Source organism: Rhodanobacter sp. KK11 (assembly GCF_033345435.1).
Lineage (GTDB): Bacteria > Pseudomonadota > Gammaproteobacteria > Xanthomonadales > Rhodanobacteraceae > Rhodanobacter.
On record NZ_JAWPMI010000001.1, the window covers coordinates 97691 to 121026 of the forward strand.

Annotated in this window: 21 protein-coding genes; 9 read left to right on the forward strand and 12 right to left on the reverse strand. The window is 69.8% G+C overall.

The window, feature by feature from the left end; genetic code table 11:
* Nucleotides 1-129: 129 nt before the first annotated feature.
* Together R5H19_RS00430 and purD are read left to right on the forward strand one after the other, a co-directional pair.
* Complete coding sequence (locus R5H19_RS00430; protein ID WP_318157004.1) at nt 130-1509, forward strand: AMP-binding protein; 1380 nt, start codon at nt 130-132, stop codon at nt 1507-1509.
* Nucleotides 1510-1615: 106 nt separating this feature from the next.
* The gene (gene purD, locus R5H19_RS00435) at nt 1616-2899 is read left to right on the forward strand and encodes a phosphoribosylamine--glycine ligase (protein WP_318157005.1); all 1284 of its coding nucleotides are present in this window, start codon (nt 1616-1618) and stop codon (nt 2897-2899) included.
* 154 nt (nt 2900-3053) lie between these two features.
* Here the strand turns inward: purD and R5H19_RS00440 are convergent, their stop codons facing one another.
* A complete protein-coding gene (locus R5H19_RS00440; RefSeq protein WP_318157006.1) occupies nt 3054-3272 on the reverse strand; it encodes a hypothetical protein in 219 nt (72 codons plus the stop codon).
* On the opposite strand from R5H19_RS00440, the gene R5H19_RS00445 reads away from it, so the two are divergent.
* Nucleotides 3253-3951, forward strand: a complete 699-nt coding sequence (locus R5H19_RS00445) for a YbaY family lipoprotein (protein WP_318157007.1) — start codon at nt 3253-3255, stop codon at nt 3949-3951. The two genes, R5H19_RS00440 and R5H19_RS00445, sit on opposite strands and share 20 nt — an antisense overlap.
* A gap of 116 nt (nt 3952-4067) precedes the next feature.
* On the opposite strand, the gene R5H19_RS00450 is transcribed toward R5H19_RS00445, so the two are convergent.
* Together R5H19_RS00450 and R5H19_RS00455 are read right to left on the reverse strand one after the other, a co-directional pair.
* Entirely contained in the window at nt 4068-5915 is a 1848-nt protein-coding gene (locus R5H19_RS00450) for an autotransporter domain-containing protein (RefSeq protein ID WP_318157008.1), read from the reverse strand.
* 115 nt (nt 5916-6030) lie between these two features.
* Nucleotides 6031-8364, reverse strand: coding sequence for a Tex family protein (locus R5H19_RS00455; protein WP_318157009.1), 2334 nt, complete (start codon nt 8362-8364; stop codon nt 6031-6033).
* Nucleotides 8365-8608: 244 nt separating this feature from the next.
* Here R5H19_RS00455 and R5H19_RS00460 point away from each other — a divergent pair, with 244 nt between their 5' ends.
* A complete protein-coding gene (locus tag R5H19_RS00460; protein ID WP_318157010.1) occupies nt 8609-9103 on the forward strand; it encodes a hypothetical protein in 495 nt (164 codons plus the stop codon).
* Between the two features lie 57 nt (nt 9104-9160).
* Here the strand turns inward: R5H19_RS00460 and R5H19_RS00465 are convergent, their stop codons facing one another.
* The 3 genes from R5H19_RS00465 to R5H19_RS00475 all read right to left on the reverse strand — a co-directional run bounded on the left by R5H19_RS00465 (nt 9161) and on the right by R5H19_RS00475 (nt 12422).
* On the reverse strand, nt 9161-9937 hold the full coding sequence (locus tag R5H19_RS00465) for an RDD family protein (protein WP_318157011.1): 777 nt from the start codon (nt 9935-9937) through the stop codon (nt 9161-9163).
* A gap of 72 nt (nt 9938-10009) precedes the next feature.
* Complete coding sequence (mnmG, locus tag R5H19_RS00470; protein ID WP_318157012.1) at nt 10010-11884, reverse strand: tRNA uridine-5-carboxymethylaminomethyl(34) synthesis enzyme MnmG; 1875 nt, start codon at nt 11882-11884, stop codon at nt 10010-10012.
* A gap of 40 nt (nt 11885-11924) precedes the next feature.
* Nucleotides 11925-12422 carry a hypothetical protein gene (locus tag R5H19_RS00475; protein WP_318157013.1) on the reverse strand — a complete coding sequence of 166 codons (498 nt, stop codon included), beginning with the start codon at nt 12420-12422 and terminating at the stop codon, nt 11925-11927.
* Between the two features lie 64 nt (nt 12423-12486).
* Here R5H19_RS00475 and R5H19_RS00480 point away from each other — a divergent pair, with 64 nt between their 5' ends.
* Complete coding sequence (locus tag R5H19_RS00480; RefSeq protein ID WP_318157014.1) at nt 12487-12672, forward strand: hypothetical protein; 186 nt, start codon at nt 12487-12489, stop codon at nt 12670-12672.
* An 85-nt stretch (nt 12673-12757) separates the two neighbouring features.
* On the opposite strand, the gene pepN is transcribed toward R5H19_RS00480, so the two are convergent.
* A complete protein-coding gene (pepN, locus tag R5H19_RS00485; protein WP_318157015.1) occupies nt 12758-15409 on the reverse strand; it encodes an aminopeptidase N in 2652 nt (883 codons plus the stop codon).
* 68 nt (nt 15410-15477) lie between these two features.
* On the opposite strand from pepN, the gene R5H19_RS00490 reads away from it, so the two are divergent.
* On the forward strand, nt 15478-16479 hold the full coding sequence (locus R5H19_RS00490) for an aldose epimerase (protein WP_318157016.1): 1002 nt from the start codon (nt 15478-15480) through the stop codon (nt 16477-16479).
* Entirely contained in the window at nt 16473-17426 is a 954-nt protein-coding gene (locus R5H19_RS00495; protein WP_318158121.1) for a pyridoxal-phosphate dependent enzyme, read from the forward strand. Before R5H19_RS00490 ends, R5H19_RS00495 begins: the two co-directional genes overlap by 7 nt.
* A gap of 7 nt (nt 17427-17433) precedes the next feature.
* Here R5H19_RS00495 and R5H19_RS00500 read toward each other — a convergent pair whose 3' ends face one another.
* Together R5H19_RS00500 and R5H19_RS00505 are read right to left on the reverse strand one after the other, a co-directional pair.
* Entirely contained in the window at nt 17434-18546 is a 1113-nt protein-coding gene (locus R5H19_RS00500) for a sterol desaturase family protein (protein ID WP_318157017.1), read from the reverse strand.
* An 89-nt stretch (nt 18547-18635) separates the two neighbouring features.
* On the reverse strand, nt 18636-19514 hold the full coding sequence (locus tag R5H19_RS00505; RefSeq protein WP_318157018.1) for a DMT family transporter: 879 nt from the start codon (nt 19512-19514) through the stop codon (nt 18636-18638).
* A gap of 80 nt (nt 19515-19594) precedes the next feature.
* Between R5H19_RS00505 and R5H19_RS00510 the strand changes: the two genes are divergently transcribed.
* Together R5H19_RS00510 and R5H19_RS00515 are read left to right on the forward strand one after the other, a co-directional pair.
* Nucleotides 19595-20173 carry a DNA-3-methyladenine glycosylase I gene (locus R5H19_RS00510; protein WP_318157019.1) on the forward strand — a complete coding sequence of 193 codons (579 nt, stop codon included), beginning with the start codon at nt 19595-19597 and terminating at the stop codon, nt 20171-20173.
* Nucleotides 20174-20277: 104 nt separating this feature from the next.
* Nucleotides 20278-20739 carry a hypothetical protein gene (locus R5H19_RS00515; RefSeq protein WP_318157020.1) on the forward strand — a complete coding sequence of 154 codons (462 nt, stop codon included), beginning with the start codon at nt 20278-20280 and terminating at the stop codon, nt 20737-20739.
* A 14-nt stretch (nt 20740-20753) separates the two neighbouring features.
* Here the strand turns inward: R5H19_RS00515 and bioC are convergent, their stop codons facing one another.
* From bioC to R5H19_RS00530, 3 genes are read right to left on the reverse strand one after another with little or no spacing between them, the layout of a single operon-like run.
* Nucleotides 20754-21632 carry a malonyl-ACP O-methyltransferase BioC gene (bioC, locus tag R5H19_RS00520; RefSeq protein ID WP_318157021.1) on the reverse strand — a complete coding sequence of 293 codons (879 nt, stop codon included), beginning with the start codon at nt 21630-21632 and terminating at the stop codon, nt 20754-20756.
* The gene (bioH, locus tag R5H19_RS00525) at nt 21629-22414 is read right to left on the reverse strand and encodes a pimeloyl-ACP methyl ester esterase BioH (protein WP_318157022.1); all 786 of its coding nucleotides are present in this window, start codon (nt 22412-22414) and stop codon (nt 21629-21631) included. Before bioH ends, bioC begins: the two co-directional genes overlap by 4 nt.
* Nucleotides 22411-23319, reverse strand: coding sequence for a sulfurtransferase (locus R5H19_RS00530; RefSeq protein WP_318157023.1), 909 nt, complete (start codon nt 23317-23319; stop codon nt 22411-22413). Before R5H19_RS00530 ends, bioH begins: the two co-directional genes overlap by 4 nt.
* Between the last annotated feature and the right edge of the window lie 17 nt (nt 23320-23336).

Below are 23336 nucleotides of genomic sequence, written 5' to 3' on the forward strand. Positions count from 1 at the left end.
TTCCGGGGTGGGCCGGTCGCGCATCGGCTGAACCGGCGCGGGATGCCCACGGCAGCCGTTCATGCCGCCGTTCTGCGTGCGACACCATGCTGCCGGGCGTGACGCATCGAGGATCAGGAGAGCACAGCTTTGGCCACCGTTTACGACACCTGCCAGCGCGAGGCGCCGCTGCGGCTGCCGCTGCTCGGTGCGGATGATCCCGCGCGGATCGTGGCCTGGCGCCACGGCGAACCGGTGTGCGTGGCGCGCTTCCTGGCGCAGGTGCAGGCGGTGGCGGCGGAGCTGCCGACGGCAGTGGCGGCGGTGAACCTGTGCGAGGACCGCTATGCGTTCCTGGTCGCGTTCTGCGCTATCGCGCTGCGTGGCCAGGCCAACCTGCTGCCGTCCTCACGTGCGCCGCAGGCGGTGGACGAGGTGATGGCGGTGCATCCGGGCTGTTACGCGCTGGGTGAGCTGGCGCTCGATCCGGCGCCGCGCGGCTATCGGCGATTGCCGCCGCTGGATGGCACATCGCCGCGGGAGCCCGCTGCGGCTTGGCCGACGATTCCCGCCGAGCAGGTGGTGGCGATCGGCTACACCTCCGGCTCCACCGGCACGCCCGGCGCGAATCCGAAGAGCTGGGGCAGCTTCCACGCCAGCAACGCCGGCAACCTGGCCATGCTGCGCGCCACCGTCGGGCCGCATTTCGGGATCGTCGCCACGGTGCCGCCGCAACACATGTACGGCATGGAGATGAGCGTGCTGCTGCCGCTGCTGGGTGACGTCGGCGTGCATGCCGGGCGGCCGTTCTTCCCGGCCGACGTGGCCACCGCCTTGGCCGAGGTACCGGCGCCGCGGGTGCTGGTGACCACACCGGTGCACCTGCGTGCGCTGGTGGAATCAGGTGTCGGGCTGCCGCCGCTCGCCGCGATGCTGTCGGCCACCGCACCGCTGCCGGTGGAACTGGCGCGGGCGGCCGAGCGGCGCTTCGGCGCGCCGCTGCTGGAGGTGTTCGGCTCCACCGAGACCTGCGTGTTCGCCAGCCGCCGTCCCGCCGCGGAGGAGGACTGGTCGCTGTACGACGGTGCCAGCCTGCACCCGCAACCGGACGGCACCGCGGTGGAGGCGCCGCAGCTCGGCGCGCCGGTCACCCTGGCCGACATCGTCAGCCTGTCCCACGACGGCCGCCGCTTCCGCCTGTGTGGCCGCCATGCGGACCTGCTGGAGATTGCCGGCAAGCGTGCCTCGCTGGGCGATCTCACCCGGCGCCTGCTGGCGATTCCGGGCGTGCGCGACGGCGCGGTGTTCCAGCTTGGCGGTGGCGATGCGCTGGGCGTGCACCGTATTGCCGCGCTGGCGGTGGCGCCGGGGCTGGACGTGCACGCGATACTCGACACGCTGCGCCGCGCGATCGACCCGTTGTTCCTGCCGCGTCCGCTGAAGCTGGTCGATGCCTTGCCGCGCAACGAGACCGGCAAGCTGCCGCGTGCGGCGCTGCTGGCCATGCTCGGCCAGCACGACGATGAGTAAGTCGCCGGCTTGAGGCAAGGCGCGCGGCTTCGCCGCCGTCCGCGGGCGGCGTAGCCGGTACAATGTCGCGCTGCGCCGGGTGGCGCGCCTCACACGGAGCAGCGCAATGAAGGTCCTCGTCATCGGCAGCGGCGGTCGCGAGCACGCGCTGGCGTGGAAGCTCGGACAATCCCCGCAGGTCGACGAAGTGATCGTGGCGCCCGGCAACGCCGGTACTGCGCGCGAGCCCGGCGTGCGCAACGCCGAGGTGGCGGCGAACGACCTCGATGGCCTGCTGCAGCTGGCGAAGCGCGAAAAAATCGGCCTGACCGTGGTCGGTCCCGAGGTGCCGCTGGTGGCCGGCGTGGTCGACAAGTTCCGCGCCGCCGGCCTGCGCATCTTCGGGCCGCGCGCGATCGCCGCGCAGCTGGAAGGCTCCAAGGCGTTCGCCAAGGATTTCCTGCAGCGGCACAACATCCCCACCGCGCACTACGCGGTGTTTACCGAGCTGAATCCGGCGCTGGCCTACGTGCGCAGGCACGGCGCGCCGATCGTGATCAAGGCCGATGGTCTGGCCGCCGGCAAGGGCGTGGTGGTGGCGCTGACCCTGGCCGACGCGGAGCTGGCGTTGCACGACATGCTCGGCGCGCACGCGTTCGGCGACGCCTCGGCGCGGGTGGTGATCGAGGAGTTCCTCGACGGCGAGGAAGCCAGCTACATCGTGATGAGCGACGGCAGCCATGCGCTGCCGATGGCCTCCAGCCAGGACCACAAGCGTCGCGACGAGGGCGACCTCGGCCCGAACACCGGCGGCATGGGCGCCTATTCGCCGGCGCCGGTGGTCACCCCGGAAGTCGAGCAGCGCATCCTCAAGGAAGTGATCGAGCCGACCCTGCGCGGCATGGCGGCCGAGGGCGCGCCGTTCATCGGCTTCCTCTACGCCGGGCTGATGATCGACAAGTCGGGTGCGCCGAAGGTGATCGAGTTCAACGTGCGCTTCGGCGATCCGGAAACCCAGCCGATCCTGCTGCGCCTGAAGTCGGACCTGGTCGAGCTGATCGACGCGGCGCTGGACGGCCGGTTGGAACATGTCCGCGCGCGCTGGGACGCGCGCCCGGCGATCGGCGTGGTGATGGCCGCCGGCGGTTATCCAGGGCGGGTGCGTCTTGGCGACGCGATCGACGGCCTCGACGTGCCGGTGGCCGCCGGGATCAAGGTATTCCACGCCGGTACCCGGCTTGATCCGGCCGGGCGTGTGACTACGGCCGGCGGCCGCGTGCTGACCGTCTGCGCGCTCGGCGGCGACCTCGCGACTGCGCGCGAAAACGCCTATGCCGCGGTCAGCCGGATCCATTACGACGGCGCGTTCTGCCGTCGCGACATCGCGCATCGCGCCTTGCGGCGCCACTGAGGCAGACGTCGATACCGACGGCGTACGCCGGCGCATGGTAGGCCATCGGATGACTTGACTTTTCCGTGCCGTCTTTTTTGGGCTATGCTTGGGGCTTCCCCCGCGTAGAGTCGTGGCGCAAGGCGCCTGAACGGCTGCGTGCTTGATTCCACGTTCAATGAGGTTTTCCCATGCGCAAGACGGTTTTGTCGCTGATGTCGGTTGCGGCATTGGCCTTGGCTGGCTGCAGCAACGCTCCCAATCCGTCTGGTCCGACGGACTCCGCTGCCCCCGCTTCCGCGAACACGGCTGTCGCGAATCCGCAGATCCCGAGCCAGGTGAGCGGCACGATCACGCTGCGTGCCGGCTCGCCCATGCCATCGGCGAACGCCACCCTGGTGCTGAACCTGGCCAACGTGTCGTCCACGGCCGCGGGCTCCGCTCCGCTGGCCAGCAAGACCTCGCCGGCCGGCTCGTTCCCGCAGTCGTTCACGCTGACCTTCAACCCGGCCGAAGTGAAACCGAACGATCTGTACGTGGTCCAGGCGACCCTGACCGACGGCGACCGCAAGTACACGATGCCGATCCAGGCGCCGGTGCTGGCCAAGGGCAGCAAGAACGACGGCGTAGCCATTGAGCTGGTGGCCGAGCAGACGCCCAGCGAGAAGATTCTGGCCGAATTCGCCGAGGCGAAGGCGCAGATCGGCGGCATGAAGATCAGCCACGGCACCAAGCTGGAAGCGAATGATTCGCGCGGCTGGCAGCTGTTCCGTCAGGCCGGCGAAGTGAAGTACATCCGCGAAGAAGTCGATTACGGCGACAAGGGCTACACCAGCACCGATTACGCCTACAAGGACGGCAAGCCGTGGGCGATCGTGCAGGAAACCAAGGCCAGCCGCGACGGCAAGCCGAGCGCGATCAGCCGTGCCGGCTGGAGCGACGACGGCACGCTGGTGCTGAAGCAGCGTCAGGTCGGCAACGACGTGCAGGCGCTCGATCCCGGCGTGGCGGAGACGCTGAAGAAGCAGGCCATGGCCATCCTCGGCATGGCGACCGGCGGCAAGAACAAGTAAGCCGCCGCAGGCTTCCGTACCGAGCGGAAAGCACACACGAAAAAGCCGCCCGCTGCTGAAGCGGGCGGCTTTTTCATGCCGCACCCCGACCGCTGCCGGGGTGCGGTCGCGCCGGATCAGAGGTCGATCCGCACGCCCATGTTGACGCTGTTGTACTTCTGGCTGTTGTCGCTGAAACGCCCGCTGTAGCCGACCCAGCTTTGCATGTTGGGGGTGAGTTGGGCAGACAGGCCCAGCGTTGCGGTGCCCCAGCTCTGGTCCGGGCTGTAGCCGGTCAGGGCGAAGCTGCCATTCATGCTGTTCAGGCCGGCGCGGACCAGACGCGGGTCGGCCTTGCTGTCATGGCTCCAGCCCAGTTCGACGTAGGGCGACATCAGCAGGTTGTTGACCTGCCACTGGCCGCGCAGGCGCCAGCCCAGCGTGGATTGCAGCGAATCGCGCTGCTGCCGGCCGAACCACATCGCGCTGCTGTCGTTGCCGCTCTCGTTGTAGCCGCTGACCTTCACCGTCATCCAGTCGACGGTGGCGAACGGACCGGTCTGCAGGCCGTTACCCAAACCGAACCACCAGCCGCCGGTGACGCCGCCGCCCAGGTGCGAGCCGTCGGTCTTGCCGGTTTCGGTGCGCTGCATGGCGCCGATGCTCAGGCGGCGCTCGATGTCCTTGAAGTTGGACTGGCCGAGGTTGACGTAGCCGCCCACGTAGCCGCCGCCGTTGCGGTAGCCGAGATAGCCCAGGCCGCTGACGTCCTGCAGCTTGTAGCCGCCGCCGCCGGCGAAGTCGGCATTGTGCTGGCCGATGCCGAGCGCCACGCCGGCGGTGACGTGCTCGCTGGCGAAGAAGTTCGCGCCCAGCGTGAAGTTGAAATTGTCGCTGTTGGTGCGCGGAGAACCGCCGGTGGCGTCGAAACGCTGTCGGGCGTAATCGATGTTGACGAAGGCGCGTACCTCGCCGTCCTTGCCGCTGGTCAGCATCTGGTCGCGCATCACGCGGTTCTGCACGGCACTGGCCGCCAGCGGCGCTTCGCCGAGCAGCGAGATCTGCTCCGGCGCGTGGATCACCGACAGCACGTACTGGCCGAGCATCGCATGGGCGGCGGCGGTCGGGTGCACGCCATCGGCGAACAGGTAGGTCTTATCGGTGCCCGCCGCGTAGGTGTACGGCAGCCCCGAGCCCTGCGGGCCACACTGCACCGAACTGGAGCCGGCGCCGCAGGCCGGATCGGTCACGTTGCTGAAGCCGTACGCGCCGGGGTTGGCGATCACCTCGTTGAGCAGGGCGTAGGTGTTCGCCGGGATCACGTTCAGGCCGTTGTTGCTGAGCTGCGCCAGGCCGCTGTTGAGCACGCCGTTGTAGAGCACGGCAAGCTGGCTGGCGCCGGCCTGCGCGGCCGCGCCGCCGGCGGCGGCTTCCGGGGTCTTGCCGAGGTCGGGCAGGTTGTAGACCACCACGTATTTCGCGCCGGCGGCCTGCAGGCCGTTGAGCACGCCGAGCTCGGTCTGCGCCGCGTTGACCGCGCCGGCAGAGATCGCGTTCGGATCGGTCAGCGTGCCGCTCAGGTAGAAGATGTCGTTGGCGCCGCCCCAGACCTGGTACAGGGCATGGGAATCAGCCTTGCCGCCGTTGGCGCCGAGGTACATCTGCAGCTGCTGCGCGATGGTCGGCACCGCGGCCACGTTGTTGACGAAGCCGGCGCCGCCCCAGGCGTAATCGGTGCCGCCCGCCGCCGACGGGGCCAGCGTGAAACCGAGACCCTTGGCCACGTTCTCCGCCGCCGTGGTGCCCGGGTTGGTGGTGAAACGCAGCGGCGGCTGGATCGCCGGCGCACTGGCCAGCGAGATGTTGCCGCCATCGCTGAGGCTGTCGCCGAATACGACGACTTTGCTGAAATCGGTGGCGGCGGCGGCCGTGCTGAACAGCAGGGCGGTGGCGATCGCGCCGGCCAGATGGCGAGTACGAAGCATGGGAACACTCCTGGGCCGGGATGGCCTTGTTAGCTGGACGTTACGGTACGGCATTCCATACGGAACCGCATGCTGCAGCGCATCGCCGCCGCCAAGCGGGTCTGCTGCGGGCGATTCAGCGCTTGCCGGCACGCGCGAACGCGTCGGCAAACGCGTTGTTGGCCGGCGCGGCAGTCGGCTTGGGCGCGCCGCCGCCCGGGCGCTGGCCGCGGTTGTCGCGCTGGCCACGCGGGTCACCGCCCGCGCCCGGGCGGCTGCGCGTCTGGCCGGGTTCGTCGTCGAGCCGCATGGACAGGCCGATGCGCTGGCGCGGAATGTCCACTTCCATCACCTTGACCTTGACGATGTCGCCGGCCTTCACCGCGTCGCGCGGATCCTTGACGAAGCTGTGCGACAGCGCCGAGACGTGGACCAGGCCGTCCTGGTGCACGCCGATGTCGACGAAGGCGCCGAACGCGGCGACGTTGGTGACGCGGCCTTCCAGGATCATGCCGGGCTTGAGGTCCTTCACGTCCTCGACGCCTTCGGCGAAGCTCGGTGCGACGAATTCCGGGCGCGGATCGCGGCCGGGTTTCTCCAGTTCCTTCAGGATGTCGCGCACGGTCGGCACGCCGAACTTGTCGTCGGTGTACTGCTCGGGCTTGAGGCCGCGCAGGAAGCCGGTATCGCCGATGAGGTGGCGCACCTCGCGGCCGCACTGGGCGATGATCCGCTCGACCACCGGGTAGGCTTCCGGGTGCACCGCGCTGGCGTCCAGCGGGTTGTCGCCGTCGGTGACGCGCAGGAAGCCGGCGCACTGCTCGAACGCCTTGTCGCCGAGCCGCGGCACTTTCAGCAGCGCCTTGCGGTTGGCGAACGGGCCGTTGGCGTCGCGGTGCTTGACCACGTTCTCGGCGACACTGGCGGAAAGACCGGCCACGCGCGAGAGCAGCGCGGCCGAGGCGGTGTTGACGTCGACGCCGACCGCGTTGACGCAGTCCTCCACCCTCGCATCCAGCGCGCGCGCCAGCTTGATCTGGTTGACGTCATGCTGGTACTGGCCCACGCCGATCGCCTTCGGCTCGATCTTCACCAGCTCGGCCAGCGGGTCCTGCAGCCGGCGCGCGATCGAGACGGCGCCGCGCAGGCTCACGTCCAGTCCGGGGAACTCCTTCGCGGCGAGCTCGGAGGCGGAATACACCGAGGCACCGGCCTCGCTCACCACGATCTTCGACAGCTTGTGCCCGGGATGGGTTTTGGCCAGCCCCTTGATCAGTTCGCCGGCGAGCTTGTCGGTCTCGCGCGAGGCGGTGCCGTTGCCGATGGCGATCAGGTCCACGCCGTGCTGCTGGCACAGCCGTGCCAGCGCGGCCAGCGATTCGTTCCACTGCCGGCGCGGTTCGTGCGGATAGATGGTGTCGGTAGCCAGCAGCTTGCCGGTGGGGTCGACCACCGCCACCTTGCAGCCGGTGCGGATGCCGGGGTCCAGCCCCATCACCGTCTTCGCGCCGGCCGGTGCGGCCAGCATCAGGTCCTTGAGGTTGTCGCCGAACACCCGGATCGCCTCGTCCTCGGCGCTTTCGCGCACGCGGCCGAACAGGTCCAGCGTGAGGTGCAGGTGCAGCTTCACGCGCCAGGTCAGGCGCACCGTTTCGCGCAGCCAGGCGTCGGCGGCGCGGCCGCGGTCGTGGATGTTCGCGTGCGCCGCGACGCGGCCCTCGCCCTCGGCGTGGCCCTGTTCGCTGTCGACGGCCGGCGCCAGTTCGAGTTCGATCACCCCCTCGTTGCGCGCGCGCATCAGCGCCAGCAGGCGATGCGAGGGAATCTTCGCGATCGGCTCGACGTGGTCGAAGTAGTCGCGGAACTTCGCGCCCTCGTGCTCCTTGCCTTCGACCACTTTCGCGCGGATCTGCCCCTGCGACCACAACCAGTCGCGCAGTTCGCCGACCAGGTGCGCGTCTTCGGCGATGGATTCCATCAGGATCGCGCGCGCGCCGTCCAGCGCGGCGCGCACGTCGGCCACGCCCTTGTCCGCATCGACGAACGACTCGGCGAACGTCTCCGGCGTGAGCGTGGGATCCTCGCGCAGGCCGGTCGCCAGCGGCTCCAGCCCGGCCTCGCGGGCGATCTGTGCCTTGGTGCGGCGCTTGGGCTTGAACGGCAGGTACAGATCCTCCAGTCGCGCCTTGGTGTCGGCGGCGAGCAGGTCGGCTTTCAGCGCATCGCTGAGTTTGCCCTGTTCCTCGACGCTGGCGAGGATCGCCGCGCGGCGATCCTCCAGTTCGCGCAGGTAACGCAGCCGTTCTTCCAGCAGGCGCAGTTGCGTATCGTCGAGCCCCCCGGTGACTTCCTTGCGGTAGCGCGCGATGAACGGCACGGTGGCGCCGCCGTCGAGCAGGTCGACCGCCGCGCGGACCTGTTCGGTCTTCGCGGCGATGTCGTGGGCAATGCGTTGTTCGATACTGGGCATGAGGCTGTGCGGTTTCCTTCGGGCCGGGGCGGCAAGCGGACCGCGGATGATAGCAAGCCGCTCGCGCCGCCTGTCGAGGGCGGCCGTGGTCCGGGGCAGGGATGTCCGCGGCGGTTCGCCTGCCGGCGGATCCGCCGGAAACCCTCATGGAATCCGCGCCGATCCCCCTCGAATCCCTCAAGCAAGAGCCGTCGCACCGGCCTAGGTTGGCGCAACGGGCACTGGCGTCCGTGTGGAGGCTCTTATGAAACACCTGACCATTGCTACGGCCATCGCGTTCGGACTTTCCTGCATCGTCGGCGTCGGCGCCGCCCAGGACACGTCTCAGACCGCCAACTTGCAGCGCGTCACGGTCACCGCCGTGCCGGGGCAGTACGAGACCTATACCGTCGATCTGGACGCCGGCTACGGGTTGCAGGCGCTGGTCGGCCACACCCATCGGCAGTACCTGCAGGCGCGACGGGAGGCCGAAAGGTCGGAGGCCTTGCGCAAGCAGGGCATGGCCGCGGCACCGTTCGTCACCGTGGCCCTCGACGATTCATCCGGGCCGGGCATGGCCACGCGCATCCTGCTGTTCGATGCCTCCGATGCCACGGTGGCCATCACGGACGTGCATTGCAAGCGCGTCGCCCCGGCGGGCGGCCAGCGCTGCCAGCTGTTTTCCCGGGGGGCGCGTGGCCAGGGCCTGGCGTCGATGGGAACCGGAAGCCTGCGCGTGGCAGAGCTGAGTCGGCCTTGACCGTACCGCGGCAACATGCCGGTGGCCGCGCCGGTGGCGGCGGGCCACCGTGCGTCCTCAGGCGCTGAACGTGTTGCGCTTGTCGGTGCCTGGCTGCGTCGGCTTGAACTCGCTGGCGCGGCCGTTCAATACCAGGGTACCGGCGATCATGTCGTGCAGACCCTGCTTGCGCCGGGTCCAGCCCACCATCAGGAAGCCGATGCCCAGGGTGATGGCGCTGATGAACTTGGCGAAGTAGCGGCCCAGGGCGCGCGGGAAGCTGATCCGCCGGCCGTCCAGGTCGGTGACCCGGATACCCAGCGCCAGCTTGCCCGGCGTGCCTTGCCAGGCCGAGCTTTCGCACACGGTGAAGTACAGCACGCCGAGCACCACGATCAGCAGCATGGCCGGCCACATGGTGGCGTAGTAGTGCATGTTGGCCGCCATCATGGCGTCGGGATTGCCGATGGCGTCGAGGCTGGCCTGCTTCAGCGCCGCCTTGGCGGCGTCGCCGCCGAACGCCTTCTCGATCAGCATCTGCGGGATGTACAGCACGATCGCGTCGACGACGTAGGCGGCCAGGCGCTTCCAGAAGCCGGCGTGGTCTTCCAGCGAGAGCGCGGTGACCTGCGGCAGCAGCGGCGCCTCGGGTGCGGCGTACGGGTTGTCCGCGGAGGGCGGCGGTACTTCCTTGCTGACCTCGGGGTACAGCACCGACAGCGGTTGCCAGTCGGCCAGGCCTTCGCGCCAGGCCAGGTCCTGCGGGCTCAGCTGGCCGCTGCGCAGCCAGGCGCGCACGTCGTCTTCCTTGTACGGGCCATGCCGTTCGCCGTCGCGGCCGATCCAGATCTCCATGCGCACGATCCCCAGGTGGTGAGGTGCGCATGATGCCACGGGCGTGGCGCGGAATGCTGCCGACGCGGGTGTTCAGGCGGCGTGGCGCTTCAGGTGCACGAGCAGCAGCGAGATCGCGGCCGGGGTGACGCCGCTGACGCGGGCGGCCTGGCCGATGGTGGCCGGCTGCACCCGCTTGAGCTTCAGCAGCACCTCGGCCGACAGGCCGCGCACCTTGTCGTAGTCGAAGCCGGCGGGAATCGCCGTGTGCTCGTGGCGGCGCTGGCGCTCGATCTCGCCACGCTGGCGCTCGAGATAGCCGGCATACTTCACTTGCACCTCGACCTGCGCGGCGACGTCGTCGCGCTCCACCGGCGGGCCCAGCTCCGGTACGCCGGCGAGCCTGGCGTAGTCCAGCTCGGGGCGACGCAGCAGCTCGATCGCGCTGGTCTCGCGGCTTACCGCGATGCCGAGCCGGCGCTCGACCGCCGCGCCCAGCGCGTTGTTCGGTGCGGCCCACAGCGCACCGAGACGCTGCGTCTCGCGCGCCACCGCGTCGCGCTTGGCGCGCAACGCATCGTGGCGTGCCGGCGGCACCACGCCGAGCTCGAAACCCTTTTCGCCGAGGCGCAGGTCGGCATTGTCCTCGCGCAGGTGCAGCCGGTATTCGGCGCGCGAGGTGAACATGCGGTACGGCTCGATGGTGCCGTTGCTGGTGAGGTCGTCGATCAGCACGCCGATGTACGCCTCGTCGCGGCGCGGATACCACGGCGCCTTGCCGTGTACCGCCAGCGCGGCGTTGAGGCCGGCGATCAGGCCCTGCGCGGCGGCTTCCTCGTAGCCGGTGGTGCCGTTGATCTGGCCGGCGAAGTACAGGCCGGAGATCGCCTTGGTCTCCAGCCACGGGTTGAGTCCGCGTGGATCGAAGTAGTCGTATTCGATGGCGTAGCCGGGGCGGGTGATGTGGGCCTTTTCGAACCCGGGAATCGAATGCACCAGCGCCAGCTGCACGTCGTACGGCAGCGAGGTGGAGATGCCGTTCGGGTAGATCTCGAACGTGTCCAGCCCTTCCGGCTCGATGAAGATCTGGTGCGAGGATTTCTCCGCGAAACGCACCACCTTGTCCTCGATCGACGGGCAGTAGCGCGGGCCGACGCCCTCGATCTGGCCGGTGTACAGCGGCGAGCGGTCCAGCGCGCCGCGGATGATCTCGTGGGTGCGTTCGCTGGTGTGGGTGATCCAGCAGCTGACCTGGCGCGGATGCTCGTCGCGCGTGCCGAGATAGGAGAACACCGGCGCCGGCGCGTCGCCGGGCTGTTCTTCCAGCCCGCTGAAGTCGATGCTGCGCCGGTCGATGCGCGGCGGCGTGCCGGTCTTCAGACGGTCGGCGGCCACCGGCAGCTCGCGCAGTTTCTGCGCCAGCGTGCTGGCCGGCGGATCGCCGGCGCGGCCGCCGGCGTATTGCGCCTGGCCGATGTGGATCTTGCCGGCGAGGAAGGTACCGGCGGTGAGTACGACGGTCGTCGCGCCGAACGACAAGCCCATCTGGGTGACCACGCCGGTGACGCGGCCGTGCTCGATGATCAGGTCATCCACCGCCTGCTGGAACAGCTCCAGGTTCGGCTGCGTCTCCACCATCCGGCGGATCGCCGCCTTGTACAGCGCGCGGTCGGCCTGGCAGCGGGTGGCGCGCACGGCCGGACCCTTCGATGCGTTCAGCGTGCGCCACTGGATGCCGGCGCGATCCGCGGCGTGCGCCATCGCGCCGCCCAGCGCGTCGATCTCCTTGACCAGGTGGCCCTTGCCGATGCCGCCGATCGCCGGGTTGCAGCTCATCTGGCCGATCGTCTCGATGTTGTGGCTGAGCAGCAGTGTGCGCGCGCCGGTGCGCGCGGCGGCCAGCGCAGCCTCGGTGCCGGCGTGGCCGCCGCCGATCACGATGACGTCGTAGTGGGTCGGGTGGCGCATCAAACTGACCTGAGCGTGCAGAAAGTGACGAAACGGGGCGTCATGGTAACGCCGTCAATGTCCTGCGGGCCGTCCGGGATGACTGGCATGTTTCCTGCTGGGAAAAATCCAGCACTTTCACGGGCAGACGCTGCGCGACCACGCGCGCCGAGATCGGACGGACAGGGGTTCGATCGCGTACCGGGAAAGGAAGCAAGACGGCACCCTTCGGGGTGCCGTCGTCTTTTGTGCCGTGGAAAAACCTGCAGGTCCCGCAAATACGAAGCCCCGCGGCTGTCTGCAGCCGCGGGGCTTCGTGCGGATAGATCTGGCGCCCGGCGGTCTCAGGAACAGGGGGAATCCAGGATGACCGTATTGCCGAGCGCCAGAAGCCGGAAACCTGCTGGCGGGACAGCCGCAGCTGCCGCTGAACGTGGCTCGATATTCGCCGCAATCGCGTGAACACGGAGTGACTGAAAAGGAATTTTGTGCCGGATCGCGGCAGCAGATGACGTGCCGCGTCAGTCGTGTGATGGCATGCGTGAATCGAGCGTGACATGGATCACATCTTGGCATGGCGGTTGCTTTCATCCCGTCACCAATCCACCAGACAGAGGTGCGCCATGGACGTGAGCTTCGATTTCCAACCGGTTTATCCGCATCACGACCTGCTGGTCGAACTGGGCCAGGTCGAGATGGCAATCGATGGCCTGAGCGAGTGCGAGGACAGCGAGCGCGTAGCACTGCAGCCGAGCCTGGAATCGCGCATGCAGAGCCTGCTCGACGCGCTCGACCATCTGGACGTCTGAATGAATGCCCTTCCCGCGTGCGTGGCAGCCAGCCACGCACGCCGGGGCAGTTGCCCGCGGTCGGCGCGATACCGCCGCGACCGCCTCAGTGGTTCAGCACGCTGCCGATGATCTCGGCCAGGTTGCGGGAAAGTCCGCGACGCCCGCCCAACTCCACGATCGCCGCATGCGCAGCTTCGCGCCGTCGCGGTTCCAGCCTCCGCCAACCGTTGAATGCCGTGGCCAGCCGCGCTGCGACCTGCGGATTCAGCGCGTCCAGCGCCACCAGCCGCTCGGCCAGCAGCCGGTAGCCGGCGCCGTCGACGCGGTGGAAGCCGCTCGGGTTGTTGCGCACGAACGCACCCAGCAGCGATTGCACCCGGTTCGGGTTCTTCAGCGTGAATGCGGCATCGCGCTCCAGCAGCCGCACGCGATCCAGCGCCGGCTCGCCGGGCAGCTGCGCCTGCACCGCGAACCACTTGTCCAGCGCCAGCGCGTTGCCGAGGTGGCGCCCGCGATAATCGTGCAGTGCCGACGCGGCCTGCGGGGCATCGCCACGCACCAGCACGGACAGGGCGGCGAGGCGGTCAGTCATGCCGGCCGCCTCGCGGTATTGCGTGGCTGCCAGCTCGCTGCCGCCGGCAGGGTCGAGCAGCGCCAGCAGTTCCAGCACGCGGCGCTTCAGCCGGCGGCGGGCCTGACTCGATGCGTCGAGCTCGGCGCTGGCATGCGCCGCCAGCGCGGCGTAGCGCTGGCGCAGGGCCGATGCGCCCAGCCGCGCGGCCAGCCGCTGCTGCAGGGCCTGGCGCAGGTCGTGGACGCGCTGCGGGTCGACCGTCGTTTCGCGCTCGGCCAGTTCGATCTCGCCCGGTGGGGTCAGCAGGTCGGCCAGCAGCGCGTCGTCGATGACGGCGTGGTCGAACAGCCGGGCCAGCGCATCGCACCAGGCCTGCAGCGCAGCAGCAGTACCGTCGCGCAGGTCCTCGTAGGCGCGCGCGGCCAGTTGCTGGCCGGCTTCCCAGCGATTGAAGCCGTCGACGTCGTGGCCCAGCAGCAGCGCCAGTTCGTCCGGCGTGTAGTCGCACTCCAGGACCACCGGCGCAGAGAACCCGCGCAGCAGCGACGGTACCGGCGCGGTGGCGACGTTGGTGAACACGAAGCTCTGCTCGGCGCGCTCCAGCACCACCACCTGCTCGGTGGCGGGTTTGGACGTCTGGCCGTCCAGATGCAGCGGCAGCATGTCGCCATGGTGGGTGAACAGCGCCAGCTTGACCGGGATCGGTAGCGGCGGCCGCGGCTCGCCCGCGGCGGCGCCGGCCATGTGCTGGGCCAGGGTCAGCGTGTAGGTGTGCGCGGCGGCGTCGTAGCGCCCGTGCGCCTTCAGCCGCGGCGTGCCGGCCTGGGCGTACCAGGCGAGGTAGGGCGCGAGATCGACGCCGTTGGCCTCGCCCAGTGCGCCGAGGAAATCCTCCAGCGTGGCGGCGCGGCCGTCGTTGCGCGCGAAATACAGATCCATGCCGCGGCGGAAGCCGTCTTTGCCCAGCGCGCCGGCCAGCATGCGCACCAGTTCGGCGCCTTTCTCGTACACCGTGGCGGTGTAGAAGTTGTTGATCTCGCTGTACTGCGCCGGGCGCACCGGATGCGCCAGCGGACCGGCGTCCTCGGGAAACTGCGCGCGGCGCAGCAGGGCCACGTCCTCGATGCGCTTCAGCGGCGCCGAGTTCATGTCGGCAGAGAAGCTCTGCTCGCGGAACACGGTGAGCCCTTCCTTCAGGCTGAGCTGGAACCAGTCGCGGCAGGTGACGCGGTTGCCGCTCCAGTTGTGGAAGTACTCGTGCGCCACCACCGCCTCGACGTGGCGATACTCGTCGTCGGTGGTCGAGTCCGGCGCGGCCAGCAGGCACTTCGCGTTGAAGATGTTGAGGCCCTTGTTCTCCATCGCGCCCATGTTGAAGTCGTGGGTGGCGACGACGTGGAACACGTCGAGGTCGTAGTTGCGGCCGTAAGTCCGTTCGTCCCAGCGCATGGCGCGCTCCAGCGCGTCCATCGCGTAGTGGCAGCGGTCGATCGCGTCGGCTTCGGCCCAGATCTTCAGCTGCACGTCGCGGCCATCGGCGGTGCGGTAGTCGTGCTCGAGCACTTCCAGCCGGCCGGCAACCAGCGCGAACAGGTAGCTGGGTTTCGGGTGCGGGTCGACGAAGCGCGCCCAGTGTCGGCCGCCCTCCAGCTCGCCGGCGCCGTCCGGGTTGCCGCCGGCCAGCAGCACCGGGAAGCGCGCGCGGTCGGCGCGCAGGGTGACCGTGTAGCGCGCCAGCACGTCCGGGCGGTCGGGGAAGAAGGTGATGTGGCGGAAGCCCTCGGCCTCGCACTGGGTCAGCAGGAAGCCGGTCTCGCGCGGGCCGGACAGGTACAGGCCCTCCAGCGCGGTGTTGGCCGCCGGGCGCAGCCGCACGCGGGTTTCCAGCACGCTGCCGTCGTGTGCGCCGTCCACTTCCAGCACGTTGCCGGTGTAGCGGTATTCGGTGGCCGGCAGCGGCCGGCTGTCCAGCACGATCGACAGCAGCTGCAGGTTCTCGCCGTCCAGCCGCAGCGACTCGTCCTGCGCGGGATCGCGGCGCAGGTGCAGGCGCGCGAGCACCTCGCTGGCGTCGATGCCGAGGTCGAAATCCAGTTCGACCGTGTCGACGCGCCATGCCGGCTCCCGGTAATCACGAAGACGGACCTGTGCCGGGGCGACTTGCTCGGGAAGTGCGTGCATGGGAAGAACGGATGGGGCGCGGGGAGCGAAAAGGATACCATGCGTGCGTCAAACCACAGGAAAGTCACATGGCTGCGACGCGCTACACGGCCCGCTGCGCCCGCCTCGGCGAGCAGGACATCGTGGTGCTGACGGACGTCGATGGCGGCCGCTGCATCCGCCTTGCGCAGCATGGCGCGGCGCTGCTCAGTTTCGAGGTCGACGCCGATGACGTCACCCGCGACCTCGCCGCCGGTTACGACGATGCCGCCGAAATCGCCACCCGGCCCGGTTCGCGCTTCGCGGTCATGGCGCCGTTTGCCGGGCGCGTCGCCGATGCGCACTACCGCTTCGACGGCCAGCTGCAGGATCTCGACCCGGGCGTCGTCGGTGCCGCGCGCGCCAGCCGGCATGGCTTCGTGCGCGATGCCGATTTCGAGCTTGCCGGTCTGGCGGCGGATGATGATTCCGCCCGCGTCACCCTGCGCACCGACGCGATCCGCCCGCGCCCCGGCTATCCGCACGCGATCGACCTGGCGGTGACATTCACCCTCGACTACGCCGGCCTCGCCCTGGAAGCGGCCATGCGCAACGTCGGCGACCGCGCGGCACCGTGTTTCTTCGGCTGGCATCCGTATTTTCGCGTGGCCGATGGCGAGGTCGACGGGTGGGAATTGCAGATCCCTGCGCAAACCCTGATCCGCACCGGTGCCGATCTGATCGCGCTGGCCGGGACCGAGGCCTACGTGGCGCTGGACGATGCGCCGGCGCTGGATTTCCGCGAGCCGCGGCGGATCGGCGACAGCATCCTCGACCAGGGCTACACCGATCTCGAAGCCGATGCCGACGGCCGCATCCGCACCCGCCTGCGCGATCCGGCCAGCGGCTTCGCCATCGCGGTGTGGCAGGAGCGCGGCGTGATGCATGCATTCACCGCCGACACCGTGGCGCGCGGCGCGCGGCGCTCGGTCGCGCTGGAGCCGATGGAGTGCATGGCCGACGCGTTCAACCGGCCCGAGTGCGCCGCGGCGATCCGGCTCGAACCCGGCGCCGAGCGCCGTTTCCGTTGTGGCGTGGAGATCGAATCGTGACGAACGCGTTGCCCGACGTTGACCAGATCCGCGACGCCGCCGCGCGCATCGCGTCCCATGCGCGGGTGACCCCGGTGCTGCGCAGCGCGGCGCTGGATGCGCTCAGCGGCGCCGAGCTGTACTTCAAGTGCGAGCAGCTGCAGCGCGGCGGCGCGTTCAAGTTCCGCGGCGCCTGCAACGCGGTGTGGTCGCTCAGCGACGAACAGGCCGCGCATGGCGTGGTCACGCATTCTTCCGGCAACCATGGCAACGCGCTGGCGCTGGCTGCCGCCACCCGCGGCATCACCGCGCACGTGGTGGTGCCGGAGGGCGCGGTGCGCGCGAAGCTCGAGGCGATCGAGCGCGCCGGCGCGATCCTGCATCGCTGCGCGCCGACCCAGGCGGCGCGCGAGGCGATGTGCGCCGAGGTTCAGCGTGCCACCGGCGCCGAGCTGGTGCATCCGTATGCCGACACCCGGGTGATGGCCGGCCAGGGCACCATTGCGCTGGAACTGCTGCAGCAGGCGCCGGGGCTGGACGCGCTGATCACCCCGGTCGGCGGCGGCGGCCTGGCCAGCGGCGTGGCGGTTGCCGCGCATGCGATCGACCCGGCGCTGGCGCTGTTCGGTGCCGAACCGCTGGGTGCCGACGACGCGGCGCAGTCGCTGGCGCGCGGCACGCGGGTCACCACGGTGGTGCCCGACACGGTCTGCGACGGCCTGCGCGCGCTGGTCGGCGAGCGCAACCTGGACGCGTTGCGCCTGCACCGGGTCGAGGTGATCACGGTCAGCGACGCGGAGACCATCGCCGCCATGCGGCTGCTGTGGTCGGAACTGAAGCAGGTAGTGGAAGTGTCCAGCGCCACCGTGCTGGCGGCGGTCCTGAAGCAGCCGCAACGCTTCGCCGGCCGGCGCGTGGGCCTGGTGCTGACCGGTGGCAACGTGGATCTCGACGCGCTGCCGTGGTGAAGCCGGCTCAGGCCGTGGCCGATTCTCCGACCGCCGCCGCGTGCGGCGCGGGTGCGGCGACGTGGCCCGGCAGATGGTGTGCCAGCGCGTGCAGATCGAGCTGCTCGACCGGAATCGGGCGGTAGTCGACCGGGTCGAACGCCACCTCGCCCGGGCGCCATCCCGCAGGCCGGCGCACCGCGCCCCAGAAACGCTTCAGCGCGGCCCAGTGCAGGCCGACCAGGCCGTAGTCGTTGTCCGCATCCACCACCGGGTCGCCCACGCCGGTGGGTCGCGCCGGCTCGCCGTACAGGGCGGTGCCGAACAGCACGTCCCACACCGACAGCACCTGGCCGTAGTTGCAGTTGTGCAGGCCGGGGCGTTCCGGATCCACCAGCATGTGGTGCAGGCGATGGAAGCGCGGGTCGACGAACACGCGCTGCAACACCCGGCCGAAGCCGACGCGGGTATTGGTGTGCGAGAAGTTCTGCACCAGTTCGCCGATCAGCATCAGCCAGGCGAACTCGTCCGGATCCACGCCGATCGCCAGACCCACCGTGGCCAGGATCATCGACTGGATGAAGCCGTCGACCAGGCTGCCGCGGTCGTTGGTCCAGCAGCTCATCTGCCGCGTGCTGTGGTGCATGCTGTGCAGTGCCCACCACCACGGGATCGCGTGCTGGGTGCGGTGCATCCAGTAGTAGGTGAAGTCGTAGACCACGTAGTACACCGCGAACAGCGCGTACGGATGGTCGTTGAACCACGGCATCCAGGCCTTCAGCGCCAGCGGCGAGCCAGTACCCGAAGCGGCGGCGTCGGCGCCGCCGAACAGGTGGCTGAACGGCATCAGCACCAGGTAGGTGAACAACGGGAAGATGCCCAGCAGCATCAGCAGCGTGTAGTTGCGGTCCACCCGGGTGAGCTGGCGGCCCGCCCATTTTTCCGCCGGGAAGAACGTCTCCAGCGGGCGGAACACGAAGCCGATGATGGCGATCTGCAACGCCGCGATCAGCAGCGCGGCGGCGATGTCGCGCGGGTCGCCGGAGAGCTGGCCCAGGTGCAGCAGGTCGAGCACAGGGGCCACCGCGTGGCGGCTCAGCCAGTCGACCAGAACGGACCAGAGTTGGGGAAGCGAAAACATCGGCGAACCCGGAGGGAACGACGGCGTCCATCATATCGCCGCGATCTCGCCGGCACGCTGAACGCGCGGCGCGCGAACTTGCGATGCGCCTACCGACGGCGCAGGCGCACGCCGCTCACCGCGCACAGCCCCAGCAGCACGAACACGATGCCGACCAGTTCCAGCGGCGACGGCTGCTCGTGCAGGATCAGCCAGGCCAGCAGCACGCTGACGATCGGCACGCCGAGGCTGGACACGCTGGCCACCGTGGTCGGCAACCGCTGCAGCACGATCGACCACAGCCACCAGGCCAGGCTGGAGGCCAGCAGCACGCTGTAGGTGAGCCCGCCGATGAACAGCCAGTTCCACTCGATCGCGCGCTCCGGCACCGCCAGCGCGATGCCGCCGAGCACGATGCCGCCGAGCAGCATCTGCCAGGCGGTGAGGTTGAGCACCGACGGCGCGTGGCGCTGGAACATGCGCTTGCTGAGCACGGTGCCGGCCGCCCAGGCGGCACCGCCGGCGATCGCCAGCGTAGTGCTGAGCGGGCTGCCCATGGCGCGCCACGGTTCGATGATGCACAGCAGGCCGAGCGCCGCCAGCGCCAGCCCCAACCAGTGCCGCGCGGTGGGGTGGTCGCCCAGCAGCAGCCAGGCCAGCAACACCGCCCAGAACGGCATGGTGTAGGCAAGCAGCGCGACGTGGCCGGCTCCGCCGTCGAGCAAGGCCCATTGCTCCAGCCCCTGGAACGCGGTGGTCTGGCACAGGCCGATCAGCAGCGTGGGCAGCAGCGGCGGCGGCCGCAGCGATTGCCGCGCGACGAGCAGCGCGGCGAACAGCACGGCGGCGCCGAGCAGGTAGCGCAACGCGGCGAAATGGAACGGCCCGGCGTACGCCAGCACCTGTTTCATCACCACCCAGCTGTAGGCCCAGATCAGGATGGTGACGAGCAGCGCGGGCACGGCGCCGCGCGAAGGCGAGGAGGGCATGGGGCACGGCATCCGGGAGGGAGCGACAAGTCTAGCGGCGTGGGGTAGCTTGTGGCGTACCTTTCGACCATCCGCCAGCCATGACCAGGACCATCGAACCGCCACGCTGCCACTGGGCCGCCAACGGCGACGCGCTGATGCGCGATTACCACGACACCGAGTGGGGCGTGCCGTTGCACGAGGACCGCGCGCTGTTCGAGTTCCTCTGCCTCGAAGGCGCCCAGGCTGGCCTGTCCTGGCGCACCGTGCTGGCCAAGCGTGACAACTACCGCAAGGCGTTCCACCAGTTCGATATCTCCCGCGTCGCCGCCATGACCGACCGGGAACTGGAAAAGCTGCTGCTCGATCCGGGCATCATCCGCAATCGGCTGAAGGTCTCGGCCGCCCGCGACAACGCCATCGCCGCTCTCGACGTGATCACCGAGTTCGGCAGTCTGGACGTCTATCTGTGGTCGTTCGTCGACGGCAAGCCGCTGCGCAACCGCTGGCGCAGCCAGGCCGAGGTACCGGCCAGCACGGCGCTGTCCGACCACATGAGCAAGGCGCTGAAGCGGCGCGGCTTCCGCTTCGTCGGCACGACGATCTGCTATTCGCTGCTGCAGGCCACCGGCATGGTCAACGACCATCTCGCCGGCTGCTTCCGCCACCGGCAGGTGTGAGCGCGGTCGCCCGCGGGTGTGGCGTCCGGCACGGCGGCGTCGCCGCCGTCGTGATGTAGTCTGCATCCGGAATCCCGACCCGACCCCCATGCAAGGAGCACCCCATGCCGCAACCATCCGGAACCTTCCTTCGCCAGCAGGCCCGCGACAAGATCTCGTTCGAGGCCGGGCGCAGCCGGCGCGCGGTGGCGCTGGCCTCGGCCCGCACGCGGGAGCAGCAGCTGGCCCGCCTGCGCGGCGTGCTGGCGCAAATGGACGAACGCGAGCTGGAAGGGCGGCGCCGCGAGCTGGCGGCGCTGGTCGACCGGCTCGGCAAGGGCGAGGGCACGACCCGGGAAGACAAGGCCCGCAAGGCGGTGAGCGAGTGCATCGGCCAGGTGCGCGAGATCCTGGAGAAGATGGACGAGAGCGCGACCCAGCTGCAGCGCCTGCTGCAGACGCCGGTGGAGCCGATCGTGCGCATGCCGGCGGCTCAAGCCACCGGCGGCGCCGAGCTGGCGCTGGTGATCATGCTGCTGCGCCTGTTCGAGATCCTGGTGCGCGTCCGCTGGCCGTCGCGACGCTGACCCGCCGGCGCGGCTCAGCGCCGCCGCGAGCCGCGCAGCGAGTCGATCGAGAAGGTAGCGATCTCGCCGCCGGGCACGCGGCGCGGCTGGCCGATCGGCGGACCCCAGGCGTGCGCGCTGACCACTTCCCAGCTGGCCGGGATGCGGCCGTCCACGCGCATCGCCTCGTAGGCCGCCAGCATGCGCCGGTAGCGCCCCTTGCCGGTGAGGCCGCGCGCGCGCGCGCGGTCGGCGTTGGTAGCGCCCAGGCCCTGCAGTTCCTCCAGCAGCTTGCGCGGCTCGCTGTAGGTGAGGGTGTAGCGGAACACGTCCAGCACCGGGTCGCGCAGCCCGGCGTTGAGCATCGCGTCACCGACGTCGTGCATGTCGAGGAAGCGGCCCACGTGCGGCTGCTGGTCGGCCTCGGCCCAGGCCGCGCGCAGCTCCTTCAAGGTGTCAGGGCCGAAGCTGGAGAACGCCAGGAAGCCGCCGGGCTTCAGCACGCGCATGCACTCGCCGAACAGCGCGGGCAGGTCGTCGACCCACTGGAAGCACAGGTTGGAATACAGCACGTCGACGCTGTGGTCGGCCAGCGGCAGGTGGGTGGCTTCGGCGCACACGCGGCGGAACGGCTTCAGCCAGCTGCTGTGCTGTTTCGCCACGCGCAGCATCGGCAGGGCGAGGTCGACCGCGATCACTTCGGCCTTGGGATACTTCTGCTTCAGCAACGCCGTGCCGCGGCCGGTGCCGGCGCCGACGTCGACCACGCGCTGCGGCGTTTCCAGATAGAAGCCCAGTCGTTCGAGCAGGGCATCGCCCACTTCACGCTGCAGCGCATCGTGGTGATCGTAGCTGTTGGCGGCGTGGCCGAAGTTGCGACGCACGCGCTGTTGGTCGAGTTGGAAATCGCTCATCGAACCTGCTCAAGGGAAGAAGGAGCCAGCAGCGGCTGCAGCGCCCGCGCCACCGCGTCGGCGTGGCCGAAGAACGGCGCGTGGCCGGCCTGCGGGATCTCGGTGTAGCTGCCGCCGCAACGGCTGGCCGACCATGCCATCGCCTGCGGCGGCACCAGCCGGTCGCGACGGCCGCTGATCCACGCGCTGGGCATGCGCAGGTCGGGAAGCGCGGCGCGGCGGTCGCTGGTTTCCAGGATGCGGATGCCTTCCTGCAGCACGCGCAGGTCGGGTTCGCCATGCGCGAACACCAGCTCGCGCAGGTGGCGCAGTTCGCCGCGCGGGTCGGCGCTGCCCATCGCCTCCAGCGCCAGGAAGCGCTCGATGGTGGCGTGGTAGTCGGTTTCCAGGTCGCTGGCCAACTGGTGCACCAGCTGGCCGTCGGTGCCGTGCGGCCAGCCGGCGTCGCGCACGAACTTCGGCGTGGCGCACAGCATCGCCAGGGCGCGCACCTGCCGCGGCAGCTCCAGCGCGGCGGTGAGCGCGACGGTGCCGCCCAACGACCACCCCAGCCAGATTGCTGGCGGCGTGACGGCGGCGATCGTCTCGGCGCAGGCGCGCGGTTCCAGCGGCAGGCCGCAGTTGCGCGAGCGGCCGTGGCCGGGCAGGTCGACCACGTACATCGTGCAGTGGTCTTCCAGTGCCTCGGCCAGCGGCGCCAGCACGCCGCCGTGCATCGCCCAGCCGTGCAGCAGCACCAGCGGGACCGGGCCGTGGCCGCGCCGGTCGACGTACAGGCTCATGCCCCGCTCCAATGAGGCAACGCGCTTCTTGCGTTCGCCTCCTCTCCCCGTCGGGGAGAGGATTGAGGTGAGGGGCCGGGGCCTGCCGACGTGCGGTTCAGAGCACGCTCTGATGCTGGTTTCTCGCCAGCGTGTTCCCTCACCCCGGCTCTCTCCCCGGAGGGGAGAGGGAGTTTGTTTGTCGGGAGCAGATTGGGCCCCACGGCGCCGCGCCCGTCGAACACGAAGCAGTCGCCCTGCCAGTGCGCGCCGTCGGTCTGTTCGAGGTACTTCAGGATGCCGCCGTCGAGCTGGTAGACGTGCTGCATGCCGAGTTCCTGCATGTGCAGCGCGGCTTTCTCGCAACGGATGCCGCCGGTGCAGTACGAGATCACCGTCTTGCCTGCGTAGCGCGCGCGGTCGGCGGCGACGGCAGCGGGGAAGCCGGTGAAGCTGGCGAGGCGGTAGTCGATCGCCTGCGCGAACTTGCCGGCGTCGGTCTCGTAGTCGTTGCGCGTGTCCAGCAGCACCAGCTCGCGGCCGTCGTCGTCGTGGCCCTGGTCCAGCCAGCGCTGCAGGGTGGGCGCGTCCACCGCCGGCGCGCGGCCGCCTTCGGGGCGGATCGTGGGCAGGCGCATGGTGATGATCTCGCGCTTCAGGCGCACGCGCATGCGGCCGAACGGCACCGCGTCGGAAAGCGATTCCTTCGGCGCGATGTCGGCGAAGCGCGGGTCGTCATGCAGCGTGGCCATGAAGCCGTCGATCTGCGCGCGGCTGCCGGCGAGGAACAGGTTGATGCCTTCCGGCGCCAGCAAAATCGTGCCCTTCAGCGCCAGCGCCTCGCAGCGCGCGAGCAGCCGTTCGCGCAGCGCGGGCAGGTCGGCCAGGCTGATGAACTTGTAGGCGGAGATGTTGACGATCGACATGCGGGGACATCGGCGGA

Coding starts and splice junctions, on each gene's coding strand:
- R5H19_RS00475 (WP_318157013.1), bottom strand. CDS start 12,422: ATGTCACGCTCGATTCACGCATGCCATCACACGACTGACGCGGCACGT.
- R5H19_RS00530 (WP_318157023.1), bottom strand. CDS start 23,319: ATGTCGATCGTCAACATCTCCGCCTACAAGTTCATCAGCCTGGCCGAC.
- R5H19_RS00455 (WP_318157009.1), bottom strand. CDS start 8,364: ATGCCCAGTATCGAACAACGCATTGCCCACGACATCGCCGCGAAGACC.
- bioC (WP_318157021.1), bottom strand. CDS start 21,632: ATGAGCGATTTCCAACTCGACCAACAGCGCGTGCGTCGCAACTTCGGC.
- pepN (WP_318157015.1), bottom strand. CDS start 15,409: ATGCACGCACTTCCCGAGCAAGTCGCCCCGGCACAGGTCCGTCTTCGT.
- R5H19_RS00450 (WP_318157008.1), bottom strand. CDS start 5,915: ATGCTTCGTACTCGCCATCTGGCCGGCGCGATCGCCACCGCCCTGCTG.
- R5H19_RS00460 (WP_318157010.1), top strand. CDS start 8,609: ATGAAACACCTGACCATTGCTACGGCCATCGCGTTCGGACTTTCCTGC.
- R5H19_RS00465 (WP_318157011.1), bottom strand. CDS start 9,937: ATGGAGATCTGGATCGGCCGCGACGGCGAACGGCATGGCCCGTACAAG.
- mnmG (WP_318157012.1), bottom strand. CDS start 11,884: ATGCGCCACCCGACCCACTACGACGTCATCGTGATCGGCGGCGGCCAC.
- R5H19_RS00490 (WP_318157016.1), top strand. CDS start 15,478: ATGGCTGCGACGCGCTACACGGCCCGCTGCGCCCGCCTCGGCGAGCAG.
- purD (WP_318157005.1), top strand. CDS start 1,616: ATGAAGGTCCTCGTCATCGGCAGCGGCGGTCGCGAGCACGCGCTGGCG.
- R5H19_RS00480 (WP_318157014.1), top strand. CDS start 12,487: ATGGACGTGAGCTTCGATTTCCAACCGGTTTATCCGCATCACGACCTG.
- bioH (WP_318157022.1), bottom strand. CDS start 22,414: ATGAGCCTGTACGTCGACCGGCGCGGCCACGGCCCGGTCCCGCTGGTG.
- R5H19_RS00505 (WP_318157018.1), bottom strand. CDS start 19,514: ATGCCCTCCTCGCCTTCGCGCGGCGCCGTGCCCGCGCTGCTCGTCACC.
- R5H19_RS00515 (WP_318157020.1), top strand. CDS start 20,278: ATGCCGCAACCATCCGGAACCTTCCTTCGCCAGCAGGCCCGCGACAAG.
- R5H19_RS00510 (WP_318157019.1), top strand. CDS start 19,595: ATGACCAGGACCATCGAACCGCCACGCTGCCACTGGGCCGCCAACGGC.
- R5H19_RS00445 (WP_318157007.1), top strand. CDS start 3,253: ATGCCATCGGCGAACGCCACCCTGGTGCTGAACCTGGCCAACGTGTCG.
- R5H19_RS00500 (WP_318157017.1), bottom strand. CDS start 18,546: ATGTTTTCGCTTCCCCAACTCTGGTCCGTTCTGGTCGACTGGCTGAGC.